Annotated in this window: 13 protein-coding genes; 8 read left to right on the forward strand and 5 right to left on the reverse strand. The window is 44.5% G+C overall.

Annotation, left to right across the window (positions count from 1 at the left end):
• Positions 1-70 precede the first annotated feature (70 nt).
• From pssA to ACY2IG_RS04175, 3 genes are read right to left on the reverse strand one after another with little or no spacing between them, the layout of a single operon-like run.
• The gene (gene pssA, locus ACY2IG_RS04165; RefSeq protein ID WP_462618392.1) at positions 71-817 is read right to left on the reverse strand and encodes a CDP-diacylglycerol--serine O-phosphatidyltransferase; all 747 of its coding nucleotides are present in this window, start codon (positions 815-817) and stop codon (positions 71-73) included.
• A 21-nt stretch (positions 818-838) separates the two neighbouring features.
• The gene (locus tag ACY2IG_RS04170) at positions 839-1,306 is read right to left on the reverse strand and encodes an aminoacyl-tRNA deacylase (protein ID WP_462618393.1); all 468 of its coding nucleotides are present in this window, start codon (positions 1,304-1,306) and stop codon (positions 839-841) included.
• Positions 1,266-2,648, reverse strand: coding sequence for an MATE family efflux transporter (locus ACY2IG_RS04175; RefSeq protein ID WP_035398439.1), 1,383 nt, complete (start codon positions 2,646-2,648; stop codon positions 1,266-1,268). The genes ACY2IG_RS04170 and ACY2IG_RS04175 overlap by 41 nt, the downstream gene beginning before the upstream one ends.
• A gap of 194 nt (positions 2,649-2,842) precedes the next feature.
• On the opposite strand from ACY2IG_RS04175, the gene ACY2IG_RS04180 reads away from it, so the two are divergent.
• A complete protein-coding gene (locus tag ACY2IG_RS04180) occupies positions 2,843-3,616 on the forward strand; it encodes an enoyl-CoA hydratase/isomerase family protein (protein WP_462618394.1) in 774 nt (257 codons plus the stop codon).
• A gap of 68 nt (positions 3,617-3,684) precedes the next feature.
• Here the strand turns inward: ACY2IG_RS04180 and ACY2IG_RS04185 are convergent, their stop codons facing one another.
• Together ACY2IG_RS04185 and ACY2IG_RS04190 are read right to left on the reverse strand one after the other, a co-directional pair.
• Positions 3,685-4,836, reverse strand: a complete 1,152-nt coding sequence (locus ACY2IG_RS04185) for a cation:proton antiporter (protein WP_035409333.1) — start codon at positions 4,834-4,836, stop codon at positions 3,685-3,687.
• A 141-nt stretch (positions 4,837-4,977) separates the two neighbouring features.
• The gene (locus ACY2IG_RS04190; RefSeq protein WP_462618395.1) at positions 4,978-6,765 is read right to left on the reverse strand and encodes a glycoside hydrolase family 13 protein; all 1,788 of its coding nucleotides are present in this window, start codon (positions 6,763-6,765) and stop codon (positions 4,978-4,980) included.
• Between the two features lie 455 nt (positions 6,766-7,220).
• Between ACY2IG_RS04190 and ACY2IG_RS04195 the strand changes: the two genes are divergently transcribed.
• From ACY2IG_RS04195 to ACY2IG_RS04225, 7 genes are all read left to right on the forward strand, one after another.
• Positions 7,221-8,477, forward strand: a complete 1,257-nt coding sequence (locus ACY2IG_RS04195) for an extracellular solute-binding protein (RefSeq protein ID WP_035409778.1) — start codon at positions 7,221-7,223, stop codon at positions 8,475-8,477.
• A gap of 126 nt (positions 8,478-8,603) precedes the next feature.
• The gene (locus tag ACY2IG_RS04200) at positions 8,604-9,959 is read left to right on the forward strand and encodes a carbohydrate ABC transporter permease (RefSeq protein ID WP_035409329.1); all 1,356 of its coding nucleotides are present in this window, start codon (positions 8,604-8,606) and stop codon (positions 9,957-9,959) included.
• A gap of 1 nt (position 9,960) precedes the next feature.
• Positions 9,961-10,794: a sugar ABC transporter permease gene (locus ACY2IG_RS04205; RefSeq protein WP_035409327.1), complete on the forward strand. Its 834-nt coding sequence runs from the start codon at positions 9,961-9,963 to the stop codon at positions 10,792-10,794.
• A gap of 22 nt (positions 10,795-10,816) precedes the next feature.
• Positions 10,817-12,340, forward strand: coding sequence for an alpha-amylase family glycosyl hydrolase (locus ACY2IG_RS04210; protein WP_462618396.1), 1,524 nt, complete (start codon positions 10,817-10,819; stop codon positions 12,338-12,340).
• A 34-nt stretch (positions 12,341-12,374) separates the two neighbouring features.
• A complete protein-coding gene (locus tag ACY2IG_RS04215) occupies positions 12,375-13,406 on the forward strand; it encodes a LacI family DNA-binding transcriptional regulator (protein WP_056061891.1) in 1,032 nt (343 codons plus the stop codon).
• A 225-nt stretch (positions 13,407-13,631) separates the two neighbouring features.
• Positions 13,632-15,932 carry a glycoside hydrolase family 65 protein gene (locus tag ACY2IG_RS04220; RefSeq protein WP_329470249.1) on the forward strand — a complete coding sequence of 767 codons (2,301 nt, stop codon included), beginning with the start codon at positions 13,632-13,634 and terminating at the stop codon, positions 15,930-15,932.
• A 226-nt stretch (positions 15,933-16,158) separates the two neighbouring features.
• The gene (locus ACY2IG_RS04225; RefSeq protein WP_462618397.1) at positions 16,159-16,971 is read left to right on the forward strand and encodes a YitT family protein; all 813 of its coding nucleotides are present in this window, start codon (positions 16,159-16,161) and stop codon (positions 16,969-16,971) included.
• Positions 16,972-16,993: the final 22 nt, after the last annotated feature.

Raw genomic sequence — 16,993 nt, forward strand, 5'->3', positions numbered from 1 at the left:
CGAGGGAGAAGCGGTCTTATAAAAAAAGTGGTCCGGCTTCTCGCAAGAGAAACCGAACCACTTCCTATCATCATCCGTTTGAATGTTGTCTTTGCTTCTTCTTTTTGATAAATGAGAAAAGGAGAAACGCGATATACAACGGAACAGCAACGAACCAAAACGTCGACCACTCATTGCTACGCGCAATCATGACATACGTCACGTACAGCAACGTAAAGGTGATGACGAACGTATGGCGCGGAACGGGAATGTCTTTAAAACTTGGAATCTTGACACGACTGACCATCAAGAAGGCAAGACCTGTGAAGACAAGTGGGACCATCAAGTCGTTCATTCGTCCACTAAACAACGTGACGACGGCCAAAATACCACCTGCCGCCGTAATTGGTACACCTGAAAAATAAGCAGATGCCACATTCGTTGCCGATAAATTAAACCGGGCAAGACGGAATGCGCCGAACAACGGGAACAGAGCAGAGATTAGTAAACCAACTTCTCCGAATTCATAGAAATACGTATAGTAGGCCATCATTGCAGGTGCGACACCGAATGTCACGATATCTGCTAATGAGTCCAGTTCTTTTCCGAAGTCGCCTGCTACACCAAGCATCCGAGCAAGACGTCCGTCCAGACTATCAAGCATCATCGCGATGACGATTAGTAAGGTGGCATTTTGAAAATCACCTTTTGCTGCCATGACGATGGCTAAAAAACCACAATACAGATTTCCGAACGTAAATAGGTTGGGTATTGAATTACGAACACGATCTTTCCACAAAATGATTCCTCCTGCCACTTCATCGATACTACTCATCATACCATAATTAGGAGATGGAATTCAGCCGTTCGTAAAGAGAATCCCCTGAGTGAAAGATAAAAAATCATGAGGATTCAATCGAACTTGATGTCCACGTTTTCCAGCAGATAGGATGATGAATGGTTCATGGATAGCACGATCCGATAAAAGAACCGGAAAATTCTTCTTAGCACCGATGGCAGAGACACCACCTCGAATATAGCCAGTCAGGAATTCTAACTCCTTCATCGGAACAAGCGCGACTTTTTTCGAATGCAATGCTTTAGCCGCTGCCTTTAGAGAGAGTTCTTCTTCCCCCGAAATGACGACGAAGACATATTTATTTTCGACCATTTTCAAAACAAGGGTTTTAAAAATGGTCGAAAGGGGGTAATTAATCTTTCTAGCGACGGCTTCAGCAGATAAATCATCAAGATCAACAGGATAAGTGAGGGATTCAAAGTCAATCTTAGACTGCTTCAGAAGCCTCTCGACGTTCGTTTTGCTCATGTGTTTCTCCTTTGACGAGTGAGTATTGAACCCATTTCCGTCCGTGCCAACGTTTCATGGCGAAAATGCCACGGAACCATTCGTCAGCAGAGAAGGCAATCCAGATTCCAAGTAGTCCAAGACCGAAACCAAGACCAAGCGTATAACTTAGGACGACCGCGATTCCCCACATCGATAGAATACCGATGGCGACAGGGAAACGAACATCTCCTGCCGATTTAAGAGTTCCCATGAGCACGATGTTCATCGCGCGACCTGGTTCAAGAATGACGCTTGCCCAGAGTAGTGGGATACCGATTGCAATGATTTCGGGACTCGATGTGAACGCTGATAGAATCGATGAACCGAATGAAGCAAGAGCGACAGCTGAGATGAAGCTTGCGAAAACAGCGATCTTCAATGTTTTCACAGCACGTCCGTATGCTTGTTCAAATTGTTGAGCACCAACTTGGCGTGCGACGAGTAATTGAGTTCCTTGAGCGATGGCAAGCGTAAATAGGAAACAAAGCATCGTGATGTTTGATACATAAACACGAGCAGACAACGCTGCTTCACCAATTGTTGCGATGAATCCTGTGATGATGAGTTGTGAGAATTGATACGAGATCCCTTCACCAGCAGATGGGATTCCGATGTTCATGATTCGTTTCACATCCTCACGATTGAAATGAATCAAGTCTTTTACTGTAAAACGTAAAGAAAGTTTGCGGTAAACGACAAAGAACAACACAAGGACAGCGATTGTCCGGGCGATGACGATCGACCAAGCGACACCAGCAACACCGAGAACGGGAATGCCGAAGAGTCCAAGAACAGCGATGACGTTACCAAAAGCACTAACGAAATTCATGAGTAGCGTGACGTACATAGCATTTTTAGTGAATCCATGACTCCGAAGAATCGCACCCAGTGTCAGTGAGATGGCTTCTAAGAAAAGGAACAAACCAACGATCTTAATGAACGTTTCGCCATAAACGAGGGTCTCTCCTTCTAATGAGAAAAATCCAAGAAGTTGTCTTCCGAACAAGACGACGGTCAGAGAAACGATGAGACCGGTATACAAGTTAATTGCAAAAGCGGATCGAGCAGTTTGGCGAGCATTTTGTGTCTTTCTTGCACCAAGATACTGACCAATGATGATCGTTGCACCGACCGATGTGATATTGAATAAAATGATGAAGATATTCAAAATTTGATTGGATACGCCGACTGCCGCAGCAGCGCTATCCGAGTAATAACTTAAAATCAACGTTGCAATGATTCCGAGACTCATATGCAGTGCGATTTCAATGAATAATGGCCACGTAATGTGGAATAAGCTTGGTTGCTTGACTGTTTTCATAAAATAAATCCCCTTTGTTTCATAAAACGAATAGTGTTTCTTTATCTTTTTGAAACTATACGCCTTCAATTTTCATAATGAAAGAGGGTTTTTTGTCTTTCATCGAAAAAATAGAGATTTAAAAGGATTTTCATAAAATATCACGAATACATCATAATGAACAATCATTCATTTTTAAAAGGTAGGGGAATCCGATGAAACGAGAACTGAATTATGTCGTCAAGGATCAGATTGCGACGTTAACGCTCGCTCGACCGAAACAATTGAATGCATTAACCTCGAATTTATTAGAAGAACTCGCAGACGCTTTAGAAGAAGCAAATCAAGATGAAGAAGTACGAGTCATCGTCTTGACTGGTGAAGGACGCGGTTTTTGCGCAGGACAAGACTTAAAAACTGTCTCTCCTGAGCTCGACCATGGTGAATATCTAAAGCAGTATTACCATCCTGTCGTTCGGGCAATCGCTAAATCGAAAAAACCGACGATTGCTGCTATCAATGGTGTAGCAGCAGGTGCCGGTTTATCAATGACACTCGCCTGCGATTTTCGGCTTGTCCACGCGGAAGCGAAATTGTCACTCGGATTCATTAATATCGGTCTTGTTCCGGATGCGGGTGCCCCGTATTTCTTACCTCGACTGATCGGAGCGGCAAAAGCAACGGAGCTTGCGTTACTCGGTGATACGATTTCAGCAGACGAAGCCGTTTCGCTCAATCTTGCGACACGAAGCATCGAATCAGAGAAATTTGGAGAAGAGGTCACAGCTTTTGCTCGTCAGCTAGCGAATCGTCCGACGAAAGTGATCGGGTACATTAAGCAGCTGCAAGCAGCGAGTTATGAAAATAATTTGGAGGAAATGCTCGCTCAAGAAATCGTCTACCAGTCACGTGCTGGAAAAACGGAAGACCATCGTCATGCTGTTGAATCCTTCATCGAAAAAAAACGCCCTGTTTTTGTCGGACGATGAATCGAAGAACATAGGAAGAACATATATAGAAGAAAGACGTCGGAAACGCACGATGCGCCGACGTCTTTTTAATTCAATTTCTTTTTGATTTTTCGTGCGGTCGCATGTGTACGGTTCGTCAATCCTGTAGAGATACGGAATAGTAAAATTCCAAGAAAAGCAGAAACAAAAATGTATATCCCAGTCAATGTCACGAATGCACCACTAGCGAGCGTGATGAAAAGTATCGAAAATTCACCACGTGGACCAAGACAGAAGCCAGATTCGATCGCATGATAATTCGATAAACCAAAGGACCTTCCGCCGAGGTAACCGACTAAGAATTTAGAGACGACTCCCCAAATGACAAGAGCGAAGAAAAATAGATCAATCGGTAATCCGTCAGTCAACTCAAATGACATTCCGAACGTGATAAAGAACAATGGTAATAATAAGTCTTGAAACGGAGTGACTAGTCGTCTAAGATAACGCGTCTCATCCAGTTCGGTTAACAGAATACCGATGATAAAGGCGCCAAGTACTTCTGACAATCCGAATAAAATACCGATACCGGAAAATAACAAGATTAACCCGATGATTCCGATGCCGGCATCAGGATGACGGTAGAGTGAATCGACGAGACGTTTCCGTCTTCGGATGAATAACGTCATGATGATTAAAGCAATGAAGAAGAAGGCGAACCCTAAAAAGATGATGCTGATTTTGGCAACCGAGAACGTCTCAGTCCCTAAAACGAACGGGGCCGTCGTCAGTAGGATCGGTGCCATCAAATCTTCGAAGACGAGTAAGGACAGCACGAAGCGATTCACATCCTGATGTTTATCCGGTTCCCGATCGAGCAGTCGAGCTGAAATCGAAGAACTCGTCGCATACAAGACACAGCCGATCAAAAACGATTCGGCGATGGAAAAACCGAACGATAAAGTCAACAGGATTGTTCCACCAAACGAAAGTAGAATATCGATGACTCCTGCTTTCCAAATGGAACGGAGCTGAATCAGCAAGTCCGCCACTGAAAATTTTAGACCGAGTAAAAAGAACAGGACGATGATGCCCGCTTCTCCTCCGAGTTTCAGTTCTTCGGGAGGATCGTAATAAAATCCAAGGACGATTCCAATCAAGATGAAGGCCAGAATACTCGGGATGTGGAATCGTTCACTCAAGTAACTGATCGTAAACAAGCCGATGAGGATGAGACCGGCGTAAAAGAAAATTTCCATGGAGGATGTCCTCCTTTCTGTACCCTATACCCTAATTCGATGGCATTCATTAACTTGTTTTTATCTTGGAGAACGGATACAGAAAAAAGCCTGTACACAAAACTTCTTTTTTAGAAGGTGGGTGTACAGGCTTTTAGGTGGTTATAAGACTTGAACGATCGTTCCAGAATAAGCGGGGAGAGAAACATCAAGTGTCTGCTGGTGCGTGTTCGTCAATAAATCAAGCCCTCGACCAGCTTGTGGAGCGGTCAGCGAAACAGGAACATCTGAATTGTTGAAGTAGATATAATACAATCCTTCCGGGCTCATGCGACGCATGATGATCGTATTCGTCTCATCATTCGCATGAACGAAAGAAATGTGACCTTGGTTCGCAAGCGTCTTATGCTGCTTTCGAAGCTGTAACAAGTGTCGCGTATAGGCGAATAACTCCTGATCCTGCTCCTCTGGATCCCATGGCATGCATTTCCGACAGCCTGGATCTTGATCGCCATCGAGACCGATTTCATCACCATAATAGATGACGGGACTACCCGAGAACGTCAACATCGATAACAAGAGAAGATGAAGCTTTTGTTTGTTATTGCCAGCACGCGTCAACGCACGTGGTGTATCGTGTGAACCGATTAAATTAAAGGTCACTTCATTGACATTCATCGTGTTTGAGAACAATACATGCGACATATCGTTCGCATACGAAGTTGCTTTAGTCTTATCTAAAGCAAAGAAATTCAAAGCGGCATTCGTAAATGGATAGTTCATGACGGCGTCAAACTGGTCACCGAGCAACCATTCCTGTGAGTCATGCCAAATTTCACCAAGGATATACGTGTCAGGGTTGACTTCCTTGACGACTTGACGGAAATCACGCCAAAATGCGTGATCGACCTCGTTGGCGACGTCGAGTCGCCAGCCATCGATTCCGAATTCCTCGACCCAATAGCGGGCGACATGGAGTAAGTATGACTTTACTTCATCGTTCTCGGTATTGAATTTCGGCATCTCAGGTACGAAAGCAAATGTATCGTAGTTCGGTAGCGGTTCGGTCACGAGTGGGAAATCGCGCAAGTGGAACCATTCCTTATATGTCGAATGACTACCATGTTCACGGATATCAGCAAAGGCTTTATGGTGGAAGCCAGCGTGATTAAAGACGGCATCTAGCATGATGCGAATACCATGTGCATGTAACAAATCAACCATTTCCTTGAATTTTTCTTTAGTGCCGAACTGTGGATCAATTTCTAAGTAATCAATCGTATCGTATTTATGATTCGATTTCGCCAAGAAGATCGGACAGAAGTAAATGCCAGTAATACCGAGCTCAACAAGGTAGTCGATATGATCGATGACACCCTGGAAATCTCCACCGAAGAGATTCGTCGTCGTTGGTGCCGTGCTGTTCCATGGAAGTGTACCAGCCGGATCGTTCGTCGTATCGCCATTTGCGAAGCGGTCTGGGAAGATTTGATACCAAACCGTATCCTGGACCCAATCTGGTGCAGTAAATACGTCGACTGCATTAAGGAAAGGAACGCAGAAATAATATCCAGTGTCATCAAGTGGTTTTTCATCGAACCATCCACGTTCTGTAAAGACTTGACTTGTCGCACCGTCATGGAGACGGAAACCATATCGTAGACGACGGAAGGGTGGAACGACATCAATGAACCAATAATCATATAGTTCATCAGAGCCACTACGCTTCATCGGCGTTTCGAATGTATTCCAGTAGTTTGATTTCGAGGGATCGAAGTTCCAGTCGGCGGCATCTGGGTTTTCAGTATGCCAATCATACGGATCGCCCCAAATCAAATCGACGCGATCAACGTCATTTTTTTTTGTTTGTAAACGGATGTGGATTGTTCGCTCGTCATACTTATAGACGAAGGGAGACATCGCACGGTGAAACACAGCTTCTTTGAACATGGCAGTCACTCCTTAACGCAATCGCTTGCATCGTATTGATTATATCTTCGACCTAAGAATAGTAAAGCGCTTTCTTAAAGTCAATTGCAATCCCATGAAATCAAGGATTCCTGATAAAAGTCGAGAGTATGATGCAATCGTTTGCATCATGTTGTGCAAACGATAAAAATGAAAACGTTTTCTTTTTGTTTTCTTATCCAACCTAGCATTTGATTCAAATAATGAAATCAGAAATAAAAAGTTTTTGAAATGTAAGAAAATAATTGATTAAAAGGTCTTGTCAAAAGGATTTTAGATTGTATAATAAAAATGTAAAGGTGATGCAAACGTTTTCATAAAACGCTTACAACCATTTGGTTGTTATCATGGGAAAATGGTTGTGCCTTTATGCAAACGTTGTGCATTAAAACGTATCATTCATAAGTTAACTTGGGGAGGAAATTTCAATCATGGAAATGAAAAAATTCGTAGCAGGTCTTTCTGTATCTGTCATGGCAATGGGTGCACTTGCAGCATGTGGCGGTGGATCAGATTCTGATTCTTCATCTTCAGAATCAGGCAGTAAAAAACCATCTAAAATCGTCGTCTGGGAAGATACAGACAAAGCTGAAACGACAAAAGCGGCAGCTAAAGCGTTCGAAGAAAAAGAAGGCGTGAAAGTCGAAGTCAAAGAAGTCAAAATGACGGATCAGCAAAAGAAAGTAGCACTTGATGGACCAGCAGGTAAAGGACCAGACATCATGCTTCTTCCTCACGATCAAATTGGTACAGTCGTTGACCAAGGGTTGATTGCTGAACTTAAAGACGGAGAAAAAGCACTTGAGCCGTTCCTCGATACTGCAAAATCAGCAGTAACGTTTGACGGGAAAGTCTACGGATATCCGAAAGCCATTGAAACACCAATCCTCCTTTTCAATAAAGATGAACTAAAAGAAGCACCAACTTCGATGGATGACTTATACAAACTGTCTACTGAAAAGAAAAAAGATGGTAAGTACGGATTCCTTGCTCTGTGGGACAACTTCTACTTCGCATACGGTCCAATCGGTGGATACGGTGGTTATGTCTTTAAAGACAATGGTGGCAAATTGGATCCAGCAGATATCGGCTTGAACAATAAAGGTGCCGTCGAAGGAATGGATTACATCGGTAAATGGTATAAAGAGGGTCTCTTCCCGAAAGGTCTCATCGGTGGTGGCGGTGGTCAAGCCATGGACCAACTCTTCGGTGATAAAAAAGCTGCAGCTGTCATGAACGGACCATGGGCTGTTGCAAGTTATAAGGAAAAAGGTATCAACCTTGGAGCTTCGGAACTTCCAAAACTTCCAAACGGTGAACCAATCAAAACTTTCGTTGGTGTAAAAACATACGCAATTTCAGCATACTCAGAAAATGCTGAGTGGGCTGAAAAGTTCTTGGCTTCTCTCACTGGTAAAGATAACGCGAAAGCAATGTTCGAGAAATACAACGAGATCCCACCAGTCACTGAACTTCAAGAAGATGCAACAATCAAGGACAATGAAGTCGCAGCAGCAGTCTTCGCGCAAGCGAAAAACGGTGTACCTATGCCGAACATCGCTGAAATGGGTCAAGTTTGGGAGCCGATGGCAGCAGCACTTCAACTTGTTGCAACGAACAAACAAGACGCACAAAAATCAGCAGATGATGCTGTCAAACAAATCAAGCAACAAATCGAAGCAAACAATCAATAAGCGTAAGTGGAACGCATGAATCCATGACAAAGAGATAAAGAGAGGGGGATCTTGGATTCCCCCTCATCTTTATGGTTGGAAGAGAAGCCTGAGGTCAGACATGACCTTTGGAAAGGAGAACGGACGATGGCTGCGATTGCAACACCACACCCGACGAATCCAACGCCTGAAAAAAAGACGAACCACCGCAAGATTGCGGCGCTGATGTCGATCATTCCAGGAGTAGGACAACTATACAATAAACAATTCCTTAAAGGCGCGACATTTTTTATTGTCGTACTTTCATATTTCCTCGTTAACTTTGAACTGTTCTTCAAAGGAGCCGGAAATGGTCCTGGCGATCGCGGAGCGATCTGGGGCTTGATTACACTCGGTGAGGTACCAGGCGTAAGGGGGGATCACTCGATCTTTCTAATGGTCGAGGGCATCATTGCCTTGATTTTACTTGTCTTTGGTATCGCCATTTACGTCTGGAACTTTATCGATGCGTATCGAATCGGTAAGTTACGTGACATGAACCTCGAAGTACCTTCCTTGAAGATGCAACTACGGAACTTCCGCGATAACGGGTTCCCGTACGCGATGTTGATTCCTTCACTAGTACTTTTAGTGTTCACGGTCGTCTTACCGTTGATCTTTACATTCTTGATTGCGTTTACGAACTACAAATTCAACAACTCACCACCAGCGAAGCTGGTCGACTGGATCGGCATCCAAAACTTCCTGAACATTTTCACCGTCGATATTTTCCGTGATACGTTCGTGAGCGTTCTTGGTTGGACGCTTGTCTGGACCGTCGCTTCGACGACAGGGGTCATCGCAATTGGAATTGGCCTTGCAGTCTTGCTGAATCAAAAAGGACTCAAAGGAAAACGTTTCTTCCGTTCGATCTTGATTCTTTCATGGGCAGTACCAGCGTTCATCACGATTTTGATCTTCCGCTCGATGTTCAATGAAACTTTCGGTGTCTTCAATACGACATTGTTACCAGCGATCGGTCTTGAGAATGGTCTCGACTGGATGACGGATCCGACGTATACGAAGCTTGCCTTGATTGGTATTCAGTGGTGGTTAGGATTCCCATACATCATGACGCTGACGACAGGAATCTTACAGTCGATTCCTGAAGATCTTTATGAAGCGGCGACGATTGACGGAGCAACAGCAGGCGAGAAATTCCGCCTAATCACGTTACCGATGATTCTATTTGCAACGGCACCAATCTTAATCACGCAGTATACGTTCAACTTCAATAACTTCAATATCATTTATCTCTTCAACAATGGTGGACCGGCAGTACCGGGACAATCAGCAGGTGGAACGGATATCTTGATTTCATGGATTTACAAATTATCGCTCGGCTCAAATCCGCAGTACGGATTCGCAGCAGCCATCACGCTTGTGTTGTCGTTCTTCATCATGACGATTGCCGTCATTCAGTTCAAGCGTTCAAAATCATTCAAAGATGAGGATATGATCTAATATGAGAAAACAAAACCGAATTAATATGGCATTGTCATATCTCATTTTGACGATCGCCTCCATCATTATCGTCTATCCACTTCTTTGGGTCGTGGGTACCTCACTGAACCCAGGGAAAAGCATTACATCGGATATTTTCCCAAGTAATCCGACATTAATTCACTATTTCGATTTGTTTGATCCAGCAAAAACGGATTACGGCATGTGGTACTTGAATACGATTAAGATCGCCGTCATCACGATGGTCGTCTCTGTCGCTTTGATTACGTTAACAGGATATATTTTTTCACGTTATCGCTTTGTCGGTCGGAAAAATTCACTAATCCTATTCCTCGTGTTGCAGATGGTACCGCAATTCGTTGCAATCATTGCGATTTATGTCCTGCTTAATATGTTAGAATTATTTGATACGCATCTGGCGCTTATCTTACTCTATTCAGGTGGCGCGATTCCAATGAATACGTATCTTGCCAAAGGATATTTTGATACGATTCCAAAAGAACTTGATGAGGCGGCACGGATGGATGGTGCCGGTCACTTACGAATCTTCTGGCAAATCATCTTACCGCTCGCAAAGCCGATGGTCGCCGTCATCGCGTTGTTCAACTTCATGGCTCCATTTAACGATTTCATCTTAGCATCGCTTGTGCTGCGTTCTCCTGAGAAACAGACGCTTGCGGTCGGGTTGTATAACATGGTGTCAGAGCAGTTCGACAACAACTTTACGTTATTCGCGGCAGGTGCCGTATTATCAGCAGTTCCAATCGTTCTTCTTTTCTTCGCATTCCAGCGTTTCTTCGTTTCTGGTTTGACAGCTGGTGGAACGAAAGGATAATCATAAGGGGGAAATCAGCGGCATGAGACGAGGCATAATGCTTCTCCTCTTGCCGCTTCTCTTGTCTATCGGACTTCAACCGATGATCGGGGAAGCAGCAAGTTGGGAAAAAGAACGGATGTATTTCATCATGGTTGATCGGTTCGAGAACGGAGACCCGAGTAATGACCGAGAGGCGGATCCTGAGAATCCAAAAGCCTTCCAAGGTGGAGATTTAGCAGGGGTGACGAAACGTCTTGATTACATCAAGAAAAAAGGCTTCACATCAATTTGGTTAACACCAATCTTTAAGAACCGTCCAAATGGGTATCATGGATACTGGACGGATGATTATTACGAGATTGATCCGCATTTCGGAACAAAAGAAGAGTTCAAGCGTCTCGTCAAGGAAGCGCATGACCGAGATATCAAGGTCGTTCTCGATCTTGTCGTCAATCACTTAGGACCGAATCACCCAATGGTCAAAGAAAAACCGGACTGGTTCCATAAAAATCAACCCATCATGAACTGGAATAACCCATCGGAAGTCGAAAATAATTGGTTATTTGATTTACCAGACTTCAATACGGAAAATCCTGAAGTTGTGAATTACTTAATTGATGTTGCGAACTACTGGGTCGATGAAACGGGTATAGACGGTTATCGACTGGATACGGTTCGCCATGTGCCAGCCGCATTTTGGAAAACATTCATTCCTGCAGTAAAGGAAAAGCATCCAAACTTATTCTTACTGGCTGAAGTGTTTGACGGAGATCCGCGAAAAATTGCCTCCTATTCAAAATTAGGCTTTGATTCCGTCACGAATTTCCCGTTTTATTATGGGGTTAAGGACCAGTTTGCCCGCAAAAATGGTTCAGCGGAAGAACTCGATTCAGTTTATAATCGAGATACTACGTTTAATCCGAATGCTAAAGGACTTGCAACTTTCATTGACAATCATGATGTCAAACGTTTCATCACGGAAGCGAAGATTAGTGGCGCAAAAGAAGAGGAGCGTCAACTTCGATTAGCGCTGTTTGCACTCTATGCTGCTCCAGGTATGCCAATCGTCTACCAAGGAACAGAGGTAGCGATGCCAGGCGGTGAGGATCCCGGAAACCGGATGATGATGACATTTGATCAAAACAAGAAGATGCAACAGTACGTAAAAACGTTGAATGAGATGCGCGAGGACTACCCAGCGTTTGCCACAGGGAAGCAACGCTTGATCGCAAAAGCGGATCATATGGCGGTCTACTCACGGGAAACCAAACAACAACAAGTCGTTTATGCGATTAATCTTGGGGAGAAAAAAACGAGCTTACGTGTATCTGCGAAAGAAATCGGTAATGATCAGCGTTTGAGAGGTCTTTTATTCTCAGACTTGGTGCGTCAAGATGGTGACGCGTATGAAATCACGCTCGATGCAAGTAGCGCAAATAGCTACGTCATCGAAAAATCACAAGTCAATTGGTGGTCGATCGTCGCAATCGGTGCAATCGCTCCAATTTTAGCGCTCATACTTCTTCTCGTTCACCGTAAACGGATGCAACGTCAAACGAAATAAAATACTTAAGTAGGGGAAATGTGAGGTGAAGGGGATGCAGGTAACAATCAAGGATGTAGCACGGGAGGCAAATGTCGCACCCTCGACGGTGTCACGCGTCATCGCGAACAGTTCGCGTATCAGTCAAAAGACGAAAGAACGGGTACGACAGGCGATGGATGAACTCGGATACTATCCGAACGTTCATGCGCGCAGTCTAGCGAATCGGACGACACAAGCGATTGGTCTCGTCATGCCGAGTGCCGCAACAAAAACGCTTCAAAATCCATTCTTTTCGGAAGTCATTCGAGGGATTAGTACAAAAGCGCATCAAAATGGATATTCGCTTTATATGACGACAGGTGTCTCGGAAGAAGAGGTTTACGAAGGTGTCGTCTCGATGGTTCAGGGTCGCCGCGTCGATGGTGTCGTCGTTCTTTATTCCCGAACGGATGATAAAGTCGTTCAATTTTTGCAAGACTCGAAGTTCCCGTTCGTCGTCGTCGGGAAACCATTCAGTGATTCGTCGCACGTCACGTATGTCGATACGGATAATTATCTGGCAGGTCGAGAGGTAACGAAGTATTTACATCAACTCGGACACGAGTGCATCGCATTCGTAGGTGGCGCACAGGACTTAGCCGTGACGCAAGAGCGTGTCGGCGGATACAAGACGGCTCTCATGGAAGAGGGCATTCCAATTCAAGAGTCTTATATTGTCAGCGCACCATTTATGACGACAGGAGGGGCTGAAGCAGTCAAACGACTAATGTCACTTGAACACCCACCGACCGCTGTCGTTGTCAGTGACGACATGATGGCACTTGGTGTCATGAGTACGCTCAATGAGATGGGCATCAGTGTACCAGATCAAATGGCTGTCGTCAGTTTCAATAACTTGTTCATCGCAGAATTCTCAAGTCCACCGTTGACTTCTGTCGAAATCAATATCTTTGGACTTGGCTTTGAAGCAACGAATTGTTTGATTGAACAAATCAATGAAGATGCGACGCCTTATGGGAAACGCGTCATTGTCCCACACTATCTTGTCGTCCGTCAGTCTTGTGGCGGAAAATCCGAAGCATGAAACGAAAGTCTATGTTTAAACCGACGGGTTTAATCATAGACTTTTTTTGATGCAAGAGACATCTATTCCTAGTAAAAGGAAGCGGTTGCAGAAAAAGAAATTTATTTTCGTGCAAACGATTGCATTGAAGCTTTTTATGTGTACAATAAAGAATGTAGAGTACAGATGAAACGCTTACATGATCAGGCTAGCTGACATGTTTAGCATAAAAGGAGCGACTTGACGATGAAACGACTTTTTGAGGTCAATGAGTGGAAAATTACAGAGCTTGGTTTTCATCCAGAAGATAATCGACTAGCAGAATCGATGACATCGATCGGAAACGGTCATATGGGAATGCGCGGTACATTTGAAGAAGAGTACACAGGTGACACACATCAAGGCATGTATGTCGCAGGTGTTTATTATCCAGATAAGACACGTGTTGGTTGGTGGAAAAATGGTTATCCGGAATACTTCGCGAAAGTACTCAATGCTGTCAATATCATGGGCTTAAAAGTATCCGTTAATGGAAAAGCAGTTGATTTGAACACGTGGGAAGTCGTCGACTTCAAACGCGAACTCGATATGCAACACGGTGTGTTGTCACGGACGATGCTGTTGAAACATGGGGAAGAGGAAATAAAAGTTGAATCCAAACGTTTCTTCTCGATTGTCGATAAAGAAATCGCAGCCTTGCAATATACGGTAACACCTGTCAATTTCGAAGCAGAGATCATCATTGAATCGTATCTCGATGCGGATGTTGAGAATGAAGACTCAAACTATGATGAGAAGTTCTGGCTTCCCGTTGAACACGGAATCGAAGAGCGTTTTGGTTACGTCACGTCGAAGACGAAAAAGCTTGATTGGCATGTGACAGCAGCTATGATCACGGATGTCGAAGGCGCACGTTGTGAAGTCGTTGACGGCAATACGCAGTATGTCGCGAATCGTTTTACGAAACAAGCAGTAGTCGGAGAAGGTGTCACTGTCGAGAAATTCGTTGCGCTCGTAACGAATCGTGACTATGACATCGACGCATTACTGGAACAAGCGATGAAACGGGTTCATACCGCTTTCGAATCCGGATTTGATACATTACTTGCGACACATGAAGCAGCGTGGTTGCATCACTGGGAAGAAGCAGACGTGAAGATTGAAGGAGATGTCGAAGCACAACAAGGGATTCGATTTAATATCTTCCATATGTTCCAGACATACACAGGCGAAGATTCACGCCTTAACATTGGACCGAAAGGATTCACGGGCGAAAAGTATGGCGGTGCGACGTATTGGGATACAGAAGCGTACTGCTTGAACTTCTACCTCGCGACGTCGAAGCCGGAAGTGGCTTGGAACCTACTCAAATATCGGCATAATCAATTACCGCAAGCAAAAGAAAACGCGGATAAGAATGTCGGGATGAAGGGTGCGCTTTATCCAATGGTGACGATGAATGGAGAAGAGTGCCACAACGAGTGGGAAATTACGCATGAGGAGATTCACAGGAACGGCGCGATCGCGCATGCGATTTATAATTACACGAACTACACGGGTGACACGTCGTATCTCGGACAATACGGATTTGAAGTGTTAGTCGAGATTGCTCGTTATTGGGCAAGCCGTGTCAATTATGTGGCGCATAAGGATGTCTACATGATTCTTGGGGTGACGGGACCAAATGAATACGAGAACAACGTGAACAACAACTGGTATACGAATCTGATCGCAGCATGGTGTCTCGAATATACACAGACCGTTCACCGTCATCTAGCACAAGAAGAACCAGAACGTTTGCAAGAACTCATGCATCAATTAGCGTTGACGGATGAGGAACTGGCGAAGTGGGCAGATATCGACGCGAAGATGTATTATCCAAAAGATGAAGCAGCTCCTGGTATCTTCATGCAACAGGATGGCTTCATGGATAAGGAACAAATTTTGGTCGCTGAACTCGATCCAAAACATCTTCCGCTGAACCAGAATTGGTCTTGGGACCGGATCCTTCGCTCTGTATTCATTAAACAGGCAGATGTCCTGCAAGGTCTCTACTTCTTGACGGATCGCTTCAGTCTAGAAGAGAAGAAAGCGAACTTCGATTTCTATGAACCACGTACGGTTCACGAATCATCATTATCTCCATGTATCTACTCGATCATTGCAGCGGAAGTCGGCTATGAGGAAAAGGCAGTTGAATTGTACCAACGTTCGGCGCGACTTGATCTCGATAACTACAACAATGATACAGAAGACGGATTACACATCACGTCGATGGTTGGATCTTGGATGTCGATCGTCCATGGATTCGCCGGATTACGGGTAGCGAACGATACGTTGTCCTTTAAGCCGATGTTGCCAAAAGGCTGGACGAGCTATGCGTTCCGGATGCAGTGGCGCGGTCATCATATCCATGTCCATGTTCAGCCAAACGCCGTCGAAATCACTCAGACGGAAGGCGAAGCAGTCAGCTTAAACGTTCATGGAACGACTGTAGAAGTTCCGGCAGGAGGAAAGATTACGGTGCCTGCTTCGATGACAGTATAAAACGATGAAAAAGAACCGATGCCAAGTCGGTTCTTTTTTTGTGTAACACGAATTAGAGGACACCTTTGTCACAAATGAAAACGCCATCATGAAAAAGAACATCAATCTTTGGAAATCTTGACTATCCGGCGACATTTGAATGTGCTAAAGTGTTTCAAGATAGTTATGAATGAGAGGAGAACGGCGTGTGACAGCTGTAGTAAAGGAAAGTATGTTAAAAGTGATCGTGGCTACGATTGGAGGATTCGTCATTGCCGTTGCCATGAACTGGTTTTTGATTCCAAGTGGTGTTTATTCGACTGGATTTACAGGACTTGCCCAAATCTTGACGCAAGTCCTTCAAAATACAGCGTTCTCGTTTGGTGAAAACGTTTGGTTCTTAGCGCTGAACTTACCTTTGATCGTGCTTGCATGGATCATGTTAGGTCGGAGTTTTACAATCGTCACGTTGATTTCGGTTCTGGCAACGACGATTTTTATTGGTCTTATTCCTCAATATGCTGTCATACCAGGTGATCAGACACTGAATGCAGTGTTTGGAGGGGTCTTGCTTGCGATTGGTACCGGTATCACGATTAAATTCGGTGCTTCAACGGGTGGGTTTGATATCGTCGCCCTCATCTTTGCCCGTTTCTCCGATCGCAGTGTCGGCTTATATCTGTTCGTCTTGAACTTTTTGATCGCATTATTGGCAGGTGCGTTGTTCGGCTGGTCGACTGCCTTATATACGATCGTCTTCATCTACGTGACTTCTAAGGTCGTCGATGAGATTCATACAAGTAACCAACGCTTGACGATTTTTATTGTCACGAATCATGCGGATGACATCACGACGGCTCTGCATCAGCACATCATTCGTGGAATCACGCAGATTCCTTCGATCGGTACGTATTCACGAGCTGAGAAAGCGACGTTGATGATGGTCATTGAGCGTCACGAATTGCGGGATATCGAACGGATTTGTCGGGAAGCGGACGAGACAGTATTCATCAACGTCGTCGCGACGGACTCGGTCGTTGGATACTTCCGAAAAGGATAATGAAAAAGGCACTTGCTCTGCG

The organism is Exiguobacterium sp. EF_C8, from assembly GCF_054956715.1.

What these genes read in the sequence shown, in the direction of transcription:
- pssA (WP_462618392.1), bottom strand. Translation starts at nt 817, where the DNA reads ATGATGAGTAGTATCGATGAAGTGGCAGGAGGAATCATTTTGTGGAAA.
- ACY2IG_RS04170 (WP_462618393.1), bottom strand. Translation starts at nt 1,306, where the DNA reads ATGAGCAAAACGAACGTCGAGAGGCTTCTGAAGCAGTCTAAGATTGAC.
- ACY2IG_RS04175 (WP_035398439.1), bottom strand. Translation starts at nt 2,648, where the DNA reads ATGAAAACAGTCAAGCAACCAAGCTTATTCCACATTACGTGGCCATTA.
- ACY2IG_RS04180 (WP_462618394.1), top strand. Translation starts at nt 2,843, where the DNA reads ATGAAACGAGAACTGAATTATGTCGTCAAGGATCAGATTGCGACGTTA.
- ACY2IG_RS04185 (WP_035409333.1), bottom strand. Translation starts at nt 4,836, where the DNA reads ATGGAAATTTTCTTTTACGCCGGTCTCATCCTCATCGGCTTGTTTACG.
- ACY2IG_RS04190 (WP_462618395.1), bottom strand. Translation starts at nt 6,765, where the DNA reads ATGTTCAAAGAAGCTGTGTTTCACCGTGCGATGTCTCCCTTCGTCTAT.
- ACY2IG_RS04195 (WP_035409778.1), top strand. Translation starts at nt 7,221, where the DNA reads ATGAAAAAATTCGTAGCAGGTCTTTCTGTATCTGTCATGGCAATGGGT.
- ACY2IG_RS04200 (WP_035409329.1), top strand. Translation starts at nt 8,604, where the DNA reads ATGGCTGCGATTGCAACACCACACCCGACGAATCCAACGCCTGAAAAA.
- ACY2IG_RS04205 (WP_035409327.1), top strand. Translation starts at nt 9,961, where the DNA reads ATGAGAAAACAAAACCGAATTAATATGGCATTGTCATATCTCATTTTG.
- ACY2IG_RS04210 (WP_462618396.1), top strand. Translation starts at nt 10,817, where the DNA reads ATGAGACGAGGCATAATGCTTCTCCTCTTGCCGCTTCTCTTGTCTATC.
- ACY2IG_RS04215 (WP_056061891.1), top strand. Translation starts at nt 12,375, where the DNA reads ATGCAGGTAACAATCAAGGATGTAGCACGGGAGGCAAATGTCGCACCC.
- ACY2IG_RS04220 (WP_329470249.1), top strand. Translation starts at nt 13,632, where the DNA reads ATGAAACGACTTTTTGAGGTCAATGAGTGGAAAATTACAGAGCTTGGT.